Annotated in this window: 13 protein-coding genes and 1 pseudogene; 12 read left to right on the top strand and 2 right to left on the bottom strand. The window is 61.2% G+C overall.

What is annotated here, in order from left to right:
• Together QK291_RS18780 and QK291_RS18785 are read left to right on the top strand one after the other, a co-directional pair.
• Positions 1-444: transposase (locus QK291_RS18780; RefSeq protein WP_282384357.1), on the top strand; the 444-nt coding region annotated here is incomplete at its 5' end.
• Positions 445-601: 157 nt separating this feature from the next.
• The gene (locus QK291_RS18785) at positions 602-1,246 is read left to right on the top strand and encodes an ANTAR domain-containing protein (RefSeq protein ID WP_282384358.1); all 645 of its coding nucleotides are present in this window, start codon (positions 602-604) and stop codon (positions 1,244-1,246) included.
• A 7-nt stretch (positions 1,247-1,253) separates the two neighbouring features.
• Here the strand turns inward: QK291_RS18785 and QK291_RS18790 are convergent, their stop codons facing one another.
• On the bottom strand, positions 1,254-2,033 hold the full coding sequence (locus tag QK291_RS18790; protein ID WP_282384360.1) for a hypothetical protein: 780 nt from the start codon (positions 2,031-2,033) through the stop codon (positions 1,254-1,256).
• A gap of 412 nt (positions 2,034-2,445) precedes the next feature.
• Between QK291_RS18790 and QK291_RS18795 the strand changes: the two genes are divergently transcribed.
• The 10 genes from QK291_RS18795 (at position 2,446) to QK291_RS18840 (ending at position 13,245) form a co-directional block, all read left to right on the top strand.
• Positions 2,446-2,874: a hypothetical protein gene (locus QK291_RS18795; protein WP_282384361.1), complete on the top strand. Its 429-nt coding sequence runs from the start codon at positions 2,446-2,448 to the stop codon at positions 2,872-2,874.
• A gap of 513 nt (positions 2,875-3,387) precedes the next feature.
• Entirely contained in the window at positions 3,388-4,614 is a 1,227-nt protein-coding gene (locus QK291_RS18800; protein ID WP_282384362.1) for an IS110 family transposase, read from the top strand.
• Between the two features lie 271 nt (positions 4,615-4,885).
• Positions 4,886-5,497 carry an RNA polymerase sigma factor gene (locus QK291_RS18805; protein WP_282384363.1) on the top strand — a complete coding sequence of 204 codons (612 nt, stop codon included), beginning with the start codon at positions 4,886-4,888 and terminating at the stop codon, positions 5,495-5,497.
• Positions 5,498-5,670: 173 nt separating this feature from the next.
• Entirely contained in the window at positions 5,671-6,180 is a 510-nt protein-coding gene (locus tag QK291_RS18810; protein WP_282384364.1) for a hypothetical protein, read from the top strand.
• 407 nt (positions 6,181-6,587) lie between these two features.
• Positions 6,588-7,964: a ParB/RepB/Spo0J family partition protein gene (locus tag QK291_RS18815; protein ID WP_282384366.1), complete on the top strand. Its 1,377-nt coding sequence runs from the start codon at positions 6,588-6,590 to the stop codon at positions 7,962-7,964.
• Positions 7,933-9,147, top strand: coding sequence for a site-specific integrase (locus QK291_RS18820; RefSeq protein WP_269461777.1), 1,215 nt, complete (start codon positions 7,933-7,935; stop codon positions 9,145-9,147). The genes QK291_RS18815 and QK291_RS18820 overlap by 32 nt, the downstream gene beginning before the upstream one ends.
• A gap of 158 nt (positions 9,148-9,305) precedes the next feature.
• Positions 9,306-11,465 (top strand): site-specific integrase, encoded by a 2,160-nt coding sequence (locus QK291_RS18825; RefSeq protein WP_232083155.1) that lies wholly within the window; start codon positions 9,306-9,308, stop codon positions 11,463-11,465.
• Between the two features lie 6 nt (positions 11,466-11,471).
• A complete protein-coding gene (locus tag QK291_RS18830; protein ID WP_232083156.1) occupies positions 11,472-12,131 on the top strand; it encodes a hypothetical protein in 660 nt (219 codons plus the stop codon).
• A gap of 40 nt (positions 12,132-12,171) precedes the next feature.
• Positions 12,172-12,759, top strand: coding sequence for a hypothetical protein (locus QK291_RS18835; RefSeq protein WP_232083157.1), 588 nt, complete (start codon positions 12,172-12,174; stop codon positions 12,757-12,759).
• A gap of 6 nt (positions 12,760-12,765) precedes the next feature.
• Positions 12,766-13,245 carry a hypothetical protein gene (locus QK291_RS18840; RefSeq protein ID WP_232083158.1) on the top strand — a complete coding sequence of 160 codons (480 nt, stop codon included), beginning with the start codon at positions 12,766-12,768 and terminating at the stop codon, positions 13,243-13,245.
• A 680-nt stretch (positions 13,246-13,925) separates the two neighbouring features.
• Here QK291_RS18840 and QK291_RS18845 read toward each other — a convergent pair.
• A pseudogene (locus QK291_RS18845) lies at positions 13,926-14,117 on the bottom strand (protein kinase family protein); the annotation flags it as partial.

Below are 14,117 nucleotides of genomic sequence, written 5' to 3' on the forward strand. Positions count from 1 at the left end.
GACGCTCTGATCAGAGAGAAGGTCACCGAACACCGGCACACCCAGGTTCTGCTGAGTATGCCAGGTTTCGGCCCGGTCCTCGCCGCGGAGTTCCTTGGCGCCACCGGCGGGGACCTGACCGTCTTTGAAACCGCGGACCGGTTCGCGGGCGTCGCCGGACTTGCCCCCGCGCCCCGGGATTCCGGCAGGATCAGCGGCAATCACCACCGGCCCCGCCGCTACGACCGGAGGCTGCTGCGGGTCTTCTACCTCTCCGGCCTCTCAGCCCTGAAGAGCTGCCCCGCATCCCGGGCCTACTACGACCGCAAACGCGCCGAAGGGAAAACCCACATCCAGGCCATGCTCTCCCTCGCCAGGCGCCGACTCAATGTCCTCTGGGCCATGCTCCGCGACGGCACCACCTACACCCCGGTCCCGGCAAAGACAGCCAGTCTGGCTGCCTGAACGGGGTCCGGCGGGGCTGCACGTCCTTTGACCGTGATCCGTACCAGCCCGCGCAACGAACGCCTGAACGGGCAACTCTGACCAGGCGATGGTCCGAGGAGTGGACTTCGCAGCCATGGGGACAAGCCCTGCGGCCGTGGAAGCTACTATCAGGGTTATGGACCAAGACGGGCAAGCCGACGATTTTCGGCGGCTGCTCGGCCTGGTCGACGGCGCCGGGGACATCAAGGATTTACTGGACCGTATGGCCGCTCTGGCTGCGGCGACAATGAGCCGGGCGACGGGGGCGCGGATCGGGTGCGTCCTGACGTTGCGGCTGCACAAACGCAGCCGCACCATCGCCGGTAACAGCGACGCCGCAGCAGAGCAGCGCTGGGCCGGATACAGCAGCGAACCCGCCGCAGCGGGAAACCCCGCCGCGCTGGCCGTGCCCCTTCAGCTGCGCCAGGACGCGACCGCAGCGCTGAACTTTTCTGCCCCCGGCCCGGGCCTGTTTACCGGGGACGCCGTTGCCGTGGCAGTGAACTTTGCGGACGTGGCCAGTGATGCCTTACGCCTTGGCATCAGGATCGCCGCGGCGGATCTGCTCAGCGGTCATCTGAAGGCCGCGATGGAGGGCAGGACAGCGATCAACCTGGCCTGCGGGGTGATCATTGCCCAGAGCAGGTGCTCGCAGGAGGAAGCCTTCGACATCCTCCGCAGGGCCTCGATCAGCCGTAACCAGAAGCTGCACACCATTGCCGCAGAGATTCTCACGCGCTTCTCCGACACCACTGGCACGACAACCCACTTCGTGGCCTAACAACCCGTCAAGCAGGCTGTTCAGGTGCGTGGACGGGGCGCAGATTTGAGCCGCGAATGGTGGGTCCGACAGGCTTCAGATGGTGCGCGGCAGGTTCTTCGCGGCGCTGATCCTGCCCCAGTTCTTGATCGATGAGCTCCAGCATCTGCTGGCTCGTGAAGTTGTCGCGATCACCGAGTATCTTGACCATGTTGTGCAGGATTCTGCCCACTCCCTGGGCCGTGAGTTCCTGAAGCGACTGCGCCGGGTCGAGGACTGTCGGCGCCACCTTCCTGCGCCGGTGTGGGGATTCTGCGGTGAGTCGCCCCCCTGAAACGGGTAAAGACGGGGCCGGATCGCCGAATGAGGGATGCAGGCCGGACCGGTATGCAGCGGCGATGATCGGTTCGAGTTCGTTGAGTACAGTCCGGTTCCCGGGGAGAACCACGTGGGCCAGGAATTCCGATTCGAGGGTGGCGGTGCCTGCCGCCGCCGCGCCAAGCTTGGCATCTATTGCCAGAGCCAGGGCGTGCCAAAACCTGCGGGTGGCACGTTCGAGGATTTTTGCCTTCGCTTCGCGGGCAGGGTCCTCCGCTGTGCCCCCTGGGACCGTCGAGGTTCCAGCCAGTTGCGGCAAGGAGAGGACGATACGGAATTGTCTGCCGTCACCCCTGAAGGCGATAGCGCTCCGGTCTCCAAGCTGACTGAAAAGAACATCCGTCGCCCCATAGCCGAGGAGAGCTCGTTCGATATGTTCCCGGGAAGCCCCGGTGCTAGTGGAGCCGCCCCGGTCGTAAGAACTTGTCATCGTCCCACTATGCGCCTTTCGCCCACTCATCCCTATGCCTCAACGACGCTGCGCTTCCTCGCCGGCCCCGTTTGGGCCAGGCAAAGGTTCCGCAGCTGAAACGATACGGGCCTCGCTGCGCTCGGGCAGCAGAAGCATTTTTCTTGTCCTTTTTTGCTGCTGTCCGTTGGATCATACGTGCCCGCTCCACCGGCGCAACCGTCCTGCGGACGGCCGCGCATCGGATGCCTTGGGTTCGGCGCTGCGCTTATTTCCTCACCCAACCCATCCGCTGCTTGCCCTTCGGGTTGCCCCGGCTCCGTCGGGCACAGCTACGCGATGCTCCGCCAGCAGGCAAAAAACATGGTGGGGGAGAGGGATAGCCGGTACTCCAGGCACCCGGCCCCGCCCGAGCGAAACGGAGCTTCACCCCATGAACACACAAACCATGACCGGAACGGTCACGACCGACACCGCAGAGAAGGTCACCGCCCCGGCCCTTCCCTCCGACGACCGGGCAGGGGACGGGTACGACTGGATGGACACCCTCGAAGGCACCGCCTGGTCCGTGCTGCCGAACTGGGGCAGCGAAGGATGGGACGCCGGAGCCTGGCCCTACATCATCTTCGCCGTCGCCCGCACCGGCGACCGGAACGGGGAACTGTTCGGCTACGGCACCTGCGTCGAAGGCGACACCGCCACGCACTGGTTCCGGTCCCAGGACGCCTGCTTCGAAGCGATAACCGCCGAGGTGTTCTTCCACTGGGCATCCGGCCAGTCCCACGGCCCGGATAACCTCCCCGCCACGCCCGCGGAACTGCCCGAGCAGGACCGGAAGCCTTACCCCGGCTGGACGGACTAGAAACGCGTCCGGCGCCCCGGCCACCACCGGCCGGGCCACCGGAACCGCACACCCACATCCGTTGACAACATCATTGAGATTCCTTCGGATTCTAGGCGTCCGCTCCACCCCGTCTAGCCCCTCCTTCGTCGGGGCCTGCGGTGCAGGAAATGTCCCTCCGGCGCTCCTGCGTCGCTGATTTCCTTGACGGAATTTCCTGCCCCTTGCCCTGCGGGTAGACAGGGCTCCGTCGGCCGCCGAGCAAGCGAGCTTGCCAGCAACCAAAAAACGGTAATACTGGTAACGCTCTTGGGCCGGCGTGACTCCCCAAAAAACTGACGTGCTTCCGGGCGCTGTCTTGCTGTTGATCTGTCCGCCGGTTCGAGGTGCACCAAAGGGGTGTTGAGCCAGGCGGACATGACTTCATAGGAGCCTGATTCGACCAGTCCCATTACCGTTCTGTCTGCCCACCTGGCCCGCGCCCCATTCATTCAATCAGCCATTGAACACCCGACTGAGGGGCACTTTTCCATCTTGGCAAACGAAACAACCAATGTCATCGCAGGTATCGACACCCACGCCGACACGCACCATGTGGCTGTCATCAACGAATACGGTAAGCCCCTCGCGGACAGGGAATTCCTGGCCGTCGGATCCGGATACCGGAAGATCGTGGAGTTCATCACCAGCTACGGCCCTGTCACCGCAGTAGGGGTTGAAGGCACCGGCTCATACGGCGCCGAAATTGCCAGAGCCCTGCGCGGTGAAGGTCTGTGTGTGCTGGAGGTGAACCGCCCGAACCGGGCCGCGCGCCGGCTGAAGGGCAAATCCGATCCGTTGGACGCCTACCAGGCCGCTCAATCGGTACTCGATGGCCGGGCCACAGCGATCCCGAAGGCCAAAGACGGTCCCGTTGAATGCCTGCGTATCCTGCGTGCCGGGCGCACCTCGGCAGTGAAGGCCCGTACCGCAGCCATTAATCAGATCAAGGGCCTTCTCGTGTCGGCTCCGGACAACCTCCGGGCGAAATACCGGGGGCTGGGAACCTCGGCAATGATCACGGCCCTGCAGCGCTCCAGACCTTCGGGCCATATTGCTGACCCTGAGTACGTATGCCTGGTGACGTTGAAGGCCCTCGCCACCCGTTGCCAGTCCCTCGCCGCAGAAATAGCTGCCGCGGACGCCGCGCTCCGGGAAATCCTTGATACCTACGCGCCGATGCTCTGTGACCTTCCAGGTGTGGGAACGGAAGTGGCCAGCCAGCTCCTGGTCACCGTTGGGGACAATCCGGACCGTCTTGGGAATGAGGCCCAGTTCGCCGCCCTCGTGGGGGTTGCGCCCATACCCGCTTCCTCGGGCAAAACGAGCCGTCATCGGCTCAGCAGAGGCGGTGACCGCAATGCCAACCGTGCCCTGCATCAGGTGGTACTGGTGCGTATGGGCTCGTGCCCGCGGACAAAGGACTACGTGGCCAAGCGCACCGCGGAGGGTAAGAGCAAACGCGAAATCATGCGGTGCCTCAAACGCTACGCAGCCCGGGAACTGTACCGCCAGATCACCAACCCTCAGCCGGCACCAAGCAACGCCGACCTGCGCCAGATGCGCACCAAGCTCGGTTTCACCATCACGACCGCAGCCCGCGAGCTCGGTCATTGGCCTTCCAAAATTTCCAGTCTGGAACGAGGCCTTCTCCGTAACGATGCACTCGCCACCAACTACCGCCAATGGCTGACCGAGCAAACAGCCAAAATCCCGATTTGATGATCAGGCCAACCTGATTCAGGACCGCTGAGATCCAGGGCACCCATGTCCCTGCGGGCGTGCCCCCGGAGTCATCGGCTTTTAGGTTCGCAGTTTCGAGTAGCGGTGCTGAGATCTCCCTTTTGCGGACCTCTTGCGATCCATTCGAAAATGGTTCGCACGAATTGCGCGAAGGAGTCATGCCGCCCAATTCCCTGCTGAGATCAGACCTCTGGCCGGAAAAAATTCCTGAAAAAGTGGAACCAATTCGATGGTCCGGACACTATGAAGTATGAGTGGGGGATCAGAGAGTACGGATGAAGCCTTGTGGCTGCTCGTGGTCAACGGCGATGGCGACGCTTTCGGCAGACTTTTTGATCGGCACCGGGATCGAGTGCTGCGCCACGCACTAAGCATCCTTGGATCGGCTCATCAGGCCGAAGACATCACCGCCATCGTCTTCTATGAGGCCTGGCGTCGCCGAGAGTACGTGCGCATGGTCAACGGCTCCATAGTTGCCTGGCTGTTGGTGACAGCCAACAACACGATCCGCAACCATAACCGCCAGCGAAGGCGATACGAGGCCTTCCTGGATCAGCTTCCACCGCCAGCAGTGGGGGCAGATGTGGCCGACGAATTCGCCGACTCGGCCGGGCGCGACGCGGAGGCGACGGCGTTACGTGCTGCCTTCTGGCGGCTCAAGCCACGGGACCGCGATGTGCTCACTCTGTGTGTCGTTGAGGGGCTGAGCATCCGCCAGGCTGCCTCTGCCCTCGCGATTGCCGAAGGAACGGTGAAGTCACGACTGCACCGCGCCAAGACAAGACTCGGCGCGCTTTACAGGGGACTTGACCCAGACCGCCCTCTAACCGATCAGACACTTCACCAAGGGAGGATATTGTGAGCCCCCAGTTCCAGGCGGACAGAAGCGATGCGCTGCGCCGGCAGCTCGTACAGCTGCCGGCATCACTCCAACAGCGCGTGCCCAACGTAGGTGGTGCAACGTCCCCGGTAGGCGTGCCCCTCATTGATGACCGCGTGCTCCCGGGAGAAGCATCGGCAGGCAGGTGGAGACGGATGGGCTTGTGGTTGGGCACCGGCACGCTTGCAGGCGCCGTAATTTTTGGCGGGCTGGCCCTGGCCCGGACCCCCGAGGACAGATCCGAAGACCCCTCAAGGATCATCGAGTCGCTGACCCGCCCCCAGCAGAAGACGGACAGGCTGCCCGCCGGGGCGCTGCCTGCCCTGGGCGGCGCAGGCATTGATCCCTCCCAGACCCGGCTCCTGGGACACAGCGCGACGATCACTTACTACGGTGCCCCCGCTGGAGAGAAGCTCGCCCCTAACGCTCCGCCCGGCAAGACGATCTGCATCATTCCCATCGATGCCAACGGAGAAGGCAAGTCCGTAGGGTGCACGCTGTTGAAAAGCTTCGAATCCGGCGGTCTCAGAATGGAGTCCCCCGACCGGACCGAAGCAGGCTGGCTGGTGGTCCCTGCAGGTGCACAGAGGAGCCTGGAGTCCGTCAGGAATGAGGGCGGCTGGAGCCAACAAGCCCCGAACTTCCTGGTGCGCAACAGCTACTGATTCAGCTGATCCTTATTTGGTCTCCTGCGCCGAAGGTCAGCAGTGCGCCTTGAGGGAAACGCTCAGCGGTCCGTTGCCCGTTATCAGCACTGGAAGGAAAGCGTAGCGCCCTGCTCGATTCGGAGTCAGGCCCCTCGTGAGTGTTGGCGCTCCTTTCGTTCCGGCCCGGATCTATCCGGATTGCTGAGCGTCTTTCCACGGCCGGATTTCTGCCCGGGCGCGGCGGGAAGAACGAGCATCCTGGATTGAAAGCGACCTTCAGCGGGCGACCACGTCACACCAGTCCTAAATCAAAGTGGCCATGTTCAATTTGACGCCTATAGGAGCATCAACGGGGGGAGAGGGGAAGCTGGCCGGTCACCTGAGCCGCCCCACCCACCGGAATCCTCTGCAAAAGGAGCAACACCATGAACACCACACCCACCCTCGAAATGCTCGACCCGGCCACCCTGACCGTTGACATCAACGTCCGCAAAGACGCCGCCCTGACACCCGATTTCATCGCCAGCATCAAAGAGCACGGCGTGATGGAACCCGTCATCGCCCACCGCAAGGACGACGGCGTGGTGCACGTTCTGATGGGACAGCGCCGCACCCGCGCCGCCGTTGAAGCCGGACGCACCAGCATCCCGGTGATGATCATCGAGTCCCCCGAGGAAGCCGAACGGATCGTGACGCAGGTCGTGGAGAACATCCAGCGCGCCGAACTGACCGAAGCGGACGAGGCCGACGCCTACCACCAGCTGTCTTTGATCGGCGTCTCAGCCGCCGCGATCGCCAAGAAGACCGGGCGCACCAAGACCACCGTGGAAGGGGCGCTGAAAGCCAAGTCCTCGACCGCCGGAGCCGCCGCCCTGGGCAAGGGTTACACCATTGACGAGGCTTTGATCATGGCCGAGTTTGAAGGGAACCAGGACGCCACGGATGAGCTGGAGTCCGTGATCGCGGACGAACCCGATCAGCTCCTGCACGTCGCGCAGATGATCCGGGACCGCCGCGACCGCGGCGCCGCCCTCGCCGCCCTCATCGCCGAGCTCGAGGCCCAGGGCAAGACCATCGTCGAGGACGCCGGGCACTACGCCAACGAAGAGAACCTGTACGTCTCGGCCGCGAAGCGGGCCGACGGGGAACCGGCCACCGACGAGGACGCCAACGCCTACCTGATCAGCACCGACTACCGGGGCCAGCACAACGCCAACCCCGTCATCACCGGCTGGAAGGACCTGGGCTTCACCCCGAAGTACGAACGCTACGACGGCGGCACGCAGGCCCAGAAAGGCCCGATGACCGAGGAACAGAAAGCCGAGCGGAAGACCCTGATAGCCAATAACCGCGAGATGGAAAGCGCCACCAAGGTCAGGCGTGACTTTGTGAAGACCCTGCTGTCGCGGAAGACCGCGCCGAAGGGCTGGCAGTACTTCACCGTCCACGCCATCACCCACGACCCCGAAACCGCCAGCGGCTACGACGGCAAGGTCGCCACCGAGATGATCGGGGCTAAGACCGGGGAGGACACCGACCGGTGGGGCTGGAACCCGTTGCGGGACCACACCGCCAAAACCACCGCCCGGCCCGAGTTCTCCCTCATCGCCCTGATCTGCGCAGGGTACGAAAAAACCATCCAGAAAGACTCATGGCGGTCCGCCGAGAAACGGCACTTTCACTACCTGAACCAGCTCACTGTCTGGGGATATGTTGACCGGACTAAGAGCGATAGCTTCGGACGACCTTCGGACCATTGGAGTCACCAGTATGGGTACACAGAGCCAAGGCAGTTCCCATGAAGTACGTCCTGAAGGGAGCGTCCGGGAAATTCCGGTCGCTCCGTACTGGCAAGTGTGGGGTGCAGATGACCGTGCTATACCGAGCGTGGATCAGTATCTGCACGATTTCTGGGCCCGGGGGATGAGCTCGTCCAGTGTGGAGTCTTATGCACGAGACCTTCTGAGGTGGTTCCGTTTTCTATGGGGTTCTGGCAAGGAATGGAATCGGGTGACCCGCGACGATGTCCGGGATTTCGTGGCCTCCCTGCGTGAAGCGTCGAAGAAGCCGGTGCGGCGTCGGCTGGGCCCAGCTGTCAACGAAGTCTCAGGCAAGCCCTATCTGAGCGATCTCTATTCCCCACGAACCATCAATCACAACTTGTCAGTGCTCAGCGCGTTCTATGAGTTCCACCGGAGATCGTTGACGGGGCCTTTACGCAATCCGGTGCCTGAGCGGGCCGGCCGTGACGGCCGTTTCGGAGCCCACCACAACCCTGAAAACGAATACCGACAAGGTCCTCGAGCTGACTATCGGCAAAAGGTCCCCGTCCAGGCGCCCCGCTCCATCCCCGATAAGGCTTTCGAGGATCTGTTTATCCAGCTCGGAACAAACAGGGACAGGGCTTTGGTCGCCTTCTATGTCTCCAGTGCAGCCCGGCCATCGGAGCTTGTCGGGTTGACCAATGGCATGGTCGATGTCGGGCAGCAATGCATCTCCGTGGTGCGCAAAGGCTCCGGAGCTGTCCAGCGGATTCCCGCATCGCATGAGGCGTTCAGATGGTTTCGGTTGTATCAGGAATCACTCCCCGAGGACCTCACCCTGCTCGGAGCAAGTGCATGGTGGACGCTGCGTAAGCCTTACCGGCCGCTGAACTACGAAGCTGCACGGGGCATTCTTCGCCGGGTGAACGGTGTCTTGGGGGCAAACTGGACCCTCCACGACTTCCGCCACACCGCTGCCATCCGTATGGCACGAGATCCCAACGTCTCTCTGACAGATATTCAGGCCGTTCTCGGACATGTTCACATCACCACGACCGAGGCGTATTTGAGGCTTCGCGATGACGAAGTCATCGAACGGGTCAACCAGCATCTCGTTTCGCGGGCCGCAGGGAACCGCGATCCGGAGACCTCACCAGAGCACCCGTCACCGTATTCGCCCGCAGATATGACGGAACTCTTTGGAGGCACCACATGGCAATAGTTCGAGACTATGTGCGCTCCCTGCCTATTTCCGCGCCCCCTGCTCAGCCGGCGGCCGACTCACTTGACTCCGTCCCGCGCCTTTCCTTGGCACCCCAGCCGGAACTCATTGAACGCGCGAAAGGCCTCGACGGTGCCGATACCGTGTCGGTCCGCGGAGTGAGCATCATTCTGCAGGCGTTGAGTGAATTCGAGGGAGAGACGTGGCAGCAACGATGGCAAAACGCCGGCTGTCAAGACCCTGGGCACGACTGGAAAGACCGACTCGGCAGCCCATGGCAGGGCATCTACTTGAACCGGGCAGCATTCGAATCGGCGAATGGAATTGCTGACCTCATAGCGCTGGACGTGATCAGGCCGGGCTACACCTGGCTCGGAAAAGCCAGGCCCAGGTTTCACCGTATCCGCCTGAACAGGCATCCGGAGTTCTTCGCTCGAATGACCGAGCACGGAGTATCACTGAAAGTGAGGCCTTCGAACTTCGATAATGGCCTCAACGTCGTGACGAAAGTCCTGGTTCATACCGGCGTGCCGGTGCATGAACTTCGCCCGGAGCATCTTCTTGGATACCGGGATTACCAGATCGGACGGGGCCAGAAACCCGATGGGCTTACCTATGTCTGGTCCATGCTCAAAGACCTCGGGATATTCGACGTCTCCACACCGGGACTGTTGCAAACAGTCGCGGTCAAGCGGCCCTCTGTCACCGAAATGGTTGATTCCTACGGGATCCGGAGCCAACCAGTTCGGGACATGCTGGTGCGCTACCTCAAGATCAGAGAACCATCGGTGGACTACTCGACGATTCGCTGGATGGTTTACGAACTGGTCAAGAATTTTTGGCTCGACATCGAAGTCCACAACCCCGAAGCTGACAGCCTGCACATCAGCTTCGGTGAAGGACGGGCCTGGCTCAACCGATTCATGCATGGATCAATTTCAACCAAGCACCGCACTCTGTTTATCGTCAGGGGCCTATACCTGGACATCGCCTCGTGGGCCACCGACGACGCCTACTGGGCCCAATGGGCGGCCCCTTCTTTTCTGACGCGTGAAGATACCTCCGGGGCCAACAAACACAAACGGCGAACCCAAGCCCGAATTCATCAAAGGATTCGGAATCTGAGTCCGCTGCTGCCGAGGCTGCTGACGAGCGCCGCTCACGAGCTTCGCGACGCTCAGGCACTTTTGGCCGCAGGAACAGCGGCGGATCAAGGGCAGGAATTCGAGCATCAAGGCATCACTTACCGCCGTCAAGAGATGAGCCGGAGAACGATCAATGCACCGCGGGGTTCTGGTCGGATTTGGGTCATTGGCGGGCGCTTTGAACGTCGGGTGGATCTGACTCAACTCGAGGACAACTGTTTCTGGAGTTGGGCGCTGATCAACACATTGAACGAGACCGGGGTGCGGATCGAGGAACTTGTGGAGATCACCACTCACGCATTTTCCATCTATCGACTCCCTGAAACGGGCGAGGCGCTTCCCCTTGTTCAGATCGTTCCCTCAAAGACCGACAGGGAACGGATACTTCTCATCTCTCCGGAGCTCGCCCACGTCTTCGCGCTCGTAAAGAGACGAATTTCGAACGCCGACGGGCGCGTTCCTCTGGCGGTCCGCTACGACGGGGCCGAGCGCGTCTACAGCCCGCCACTGCCTCACCTGTTCCAGTTACGAACCGGAAGCGAACGCCGAACCATGTCACCCGGCTGGGTCAGGGGGGCCATACGCGACGCGATCAACAGAGCCGGCCTTAAAGACGAGAACGGTGACGAATACAAATTCACTCCACACGATTTCCGAAGACTGTTTGCCACATCGGCCCTGTCATCAGGGCTGCCCATACACATTCTTGCCAGGCTCATGGGCCATCAAAACATCTCCACAACGCAGGGGTACGCGGCCATTCACGACGAGGATACCCTCCGGCATTTCAGAAGCTTTCTCGATAGGCGCAGGGCACTGCGGCCACCCGATGATTACCTTGACCCCAGTGACGCTGAGATCCAGGAATTCCATGACCACTTCAAGAAGCGAAAGGTCGAGCTGGGCAGCTGCGGACGAGCCTACGGGACACCCTGCATCCACGAGCACGCTTGCATCCGGTGCCCCATGCTCCGCCCCGATCCTGTACAACGTCCCCGCCTGGAAGAACTGGTCGAGGCGCTGATGGACCGCAAGGTCGAAGCCGAAGAACGCGGATGGTTCGGGGAGCTCGAAGGCATCGAGATCAGCCTGAACGGCGCCCGGAACAAACTCGCACAGATGAGGACCCAAGTGTCCTTGGGAATACCCGATTTCCCGTCCCCCTCACATTGAGCTTCATTGGTTCGCAAGCACACCTGGTGCATTTGCGAAGTTCGGCACCATGATCACGAAAAGGGCGATTTTCTGTGTCAGCCAGCGATTACGCTGCCTCCCGGTCAGGTTTCCAACAATCAAGATTTACGCATGTTTCGTGGGTTGGCGAATGCGGCCATTGACACGTTCGTCAATTTGATGGAGAGTCATTTCACCACGACGGATGTCGGGTTTGCGCTGGGGCAAACTCCCGTCTGGAAGCTTGGGGGATTCGAGAATATGCTACGTCGTTTGAAACGCCACCGGCTGGCCGTGATTTCGGCTGCAACCGCGCTGGGCATCACCATGTTATTTGCGCCGGCGGCTGAAGCGTCCTATAACTATCGCTATTTTAGCGGGTTCAGTTTCCAGAACCAGCACTGGACCAGTGCCGCCGGAACAGGCTCTGGCGGCCAAGTCTACGCCGGGATATATCCTGGCGGCTACGGTCAGAACAACTACGAATACACTGCCACGTTTGACGCCAGCACGGGGTATTGGCTATCAAGCGGTTCAGGCAAAACGGATGGCTGGACCGCTCACTGGGACACTCGCCGCTACAACGTCTACGAGCAGTGCTGGTGGAACTCCACCTACTATAACCCGGGCCAACCGGCCATGTACTGTGATCAGTTCCGGGATTGATGGCCATGGAAATGTCAAAGACTCAGCTTGGAGAGAAATCATGAAACGGCTTTCGAAAGCGATAATTGTGGCAAGTCTCCCATTAGCTGCCATAGCTATCGGCGTCTCACCGTCCATGGCGGAAACGATTACGACGCTGGACACGGCGACGCTAGTCCCGGCGCTGTCCCAACCGCAGTCCTCCGCCGACGCGGCTGTTGCGCGCACCCTCCCGGAGAAAGCCGCTGCAGATCACTCCACGGTTCGAGTTCTGGCTCAGAACAAGGCAGGCAAGTACGCTGTGGCACTCGACAATACCGGGCAACGGATCTGCGTGATAATGCAGCTCACGAGCGAACCGGGCGTCGGCGGATCATCGTGCGCGACTAAAGAACAATTCGCTCAAGGTGGAGTTTCAGTCGGTGTCCAGGTGAATGGCGGGACGGATTCAATAACAACTCTTCTCCCCGGAGACGTTGACACGACCGCTCTGAAGGCCCTGACCGCGTCTGACGGCCTGACCGGCAGGGATGCATCTCACATCATTGCCCATCCCGCGTCCGCCCGTGTCCCGCAACAGGTGGAGCTCAAGCGGAAGAACAGCAGCTCCAAATTCGTCTTCAACGAGATCCCCCTGGCCTTTAGGTAGGCTGGGATGCCAGCGAAGAAGATAAAGATCGTTTGGGGCATAGTTCTTGCCCTGGCAGCCGTGTTCATCATCGGCTACACCACAGTCCAGACTCAGGGCATGATCCAGGGCTACCTCGTCGATGTATCCGGACTGCCCAACATTGTGATCGCGAAGCGCTTTCCCTGGGAGCTGCAAATTGCCGCCGTCCTGTTCGGGCTGGCGGGAATCGCTATATACCGTAAAGCCATTGATACACGGCCGGCACGGATTGCAGTACTGGCGGTTTTTGTGCTGGCGGCGGTGATCGCTGCGGTCTTCTTTGTACCGGTTCAAAGCACGCGGACCAACCTGTTTGTCATCGCCTTCGTCGGAGGCGGAGCGTCGTCCTTCAATCTGGCATTGATCGCGGCAGTATTGGCGGACCTTATTTTTGAAAAGGGGAACACAAACGGTACGACGAACGGGCGGCCCGGTCATGACCGAGAGGACCACACCGTAGAGTGACGGATCCCTAGGCAAGCTGACCGCGTTCCGACCGAATCACCGCCCCGTTAATCAACAGGGCGGTGATTCTTTGTCGTCGCAGCCGACGAGGCTTCCTTCGTGATAATTAGCTGATCTCCGCAGATACTGTACGCCGCCTTGACTCGGGGTTCGGTTCTCACGCATATCCCTTGCTTGCGGAGTCCCCATACCCAGACCTGTCCGCTCTGTCTGCAACTTTTACAGGCAACTACAAGAAGCCGGCCCGCTGCGACGTTCGTTAGACCCTGCCAACTGTTGACGCTGGCCAGTAGTCCGGAGAAGTTACACGGCAAGTGCCGTGGAGCAGATAATCATCGATAACCACACCGCCGAAGCGGAGTAGCCTGAAAGTGTGCCGGGCGGTTGATCCCCCAATACAGTCGTCCGGCCACTCACCCAGTAGGGCAGGGAACCTCCCGGAGGTCGGGCGGTCCGCCGCCCAGAGCGAACCACAGCAGCCACTCACCAGCGACGGACCGCCATTAACCGCGACCACGCGACCGGGGGACCTGTACCCGCGCGACCAGGAACAACGTGGTACCCGTCCCGCGGCAGCACCACAAACCGTTCAGCTAAGCTGAACCACATATTTCCTTTGCAGAGGGAAAACCAGGAAGGGCCGGCGCCTAGTGCGCCGGCCCTTCCTTTCGATACCCGAGTTACGCGGGGGTCTGATCTGGTTTGATGTCAAGCTTTTCTACGGCAGCTATAACGTCCAGAACGCTCGCAAAACGCTGAGAAGTGTCATGAGCCGAGCACTTCTGGACAAGCTTTGCCGCTTCGTCGTGGCCGGAGAGGAGCGATTCCCGGCCGGAGAAGATAAATGAGAGCACAAACCCAACCGCGTACAT

Source organism: Arthrobacter sp. AL12, from assembly GCF_029960645.1.
Lineage (GTDB): Bacteria > Actinomycetota > Actinomycetes > Actinomycetales > Micrococcaceae > Arthrobacter.

Excerpts from the sequence above, each read along its gene's own strand:
- QK291_RS18785 (WP_282384358.1), top strand. The coding sequence starts at position 602 with ATGGACCAAGACGGGCAAGCCGACGATTTTCGGCGGCTGCTCGGCCTG.
- QK291_RS18790 (WP_282384360.1), bottom strand. The coding sequence starts at position 2,033 with ATGACAAGTTCTTACGACCGGGGCGGCTCCACTAGCACCGGGGCTTCC.
- QK291_RS18795 (WP_282384361.1), top strand. The coding sequence starts at position 2,446 with ATGAACACACAAACCATGACCGGAACGGTCACGACCGACACCGCAGAG.
- QK291_RS18805 (WP_282384363.1), top strand. The coding sequence starts at position 4,886 with ATGAGTGGGGGATCAGAGAGTACGGATGAAGCCTTGTGGCTGCTCGTG.
- QK291_RS18810 (WP_282384364.1), top strand. The coding sequence starts at position 5,671 with ATGGGCTTGTGGTTGGGCACCGGCACGCTTGCAGGCGCCGTAATTTTT.
- QK291_RS18815 (WP_282384366.1), top strand. The coding sequence starts at position 6,588 with ATGAACACCACACCCACCCTCGAAATGCTCGACCCGGCCACCCTGACC.
- QK291_RS18820 (WP_269461777.1), top strand. The coding sequence starts at position 7,933 with ATGGGTACACAGAGCCAAGGCAGTTCCCATGAAGTACGTCCTGAAGGG.
- QK291_RS18835 (WP_232083157.1), top strand. The coding sequence starts at position 12,172 with ATGAAACGGCTTTCGAAAGCGATAATTGTGGCAAGTCTCCCATTAGCT.
- QK291_RS18840 (WP_232083158.1), top strand. The coding sequence starts at position 12,766 with ATGCCAGCGAAGAAGATAAAGATCGTTTGGGGCATAGTTCTTGCCCTG.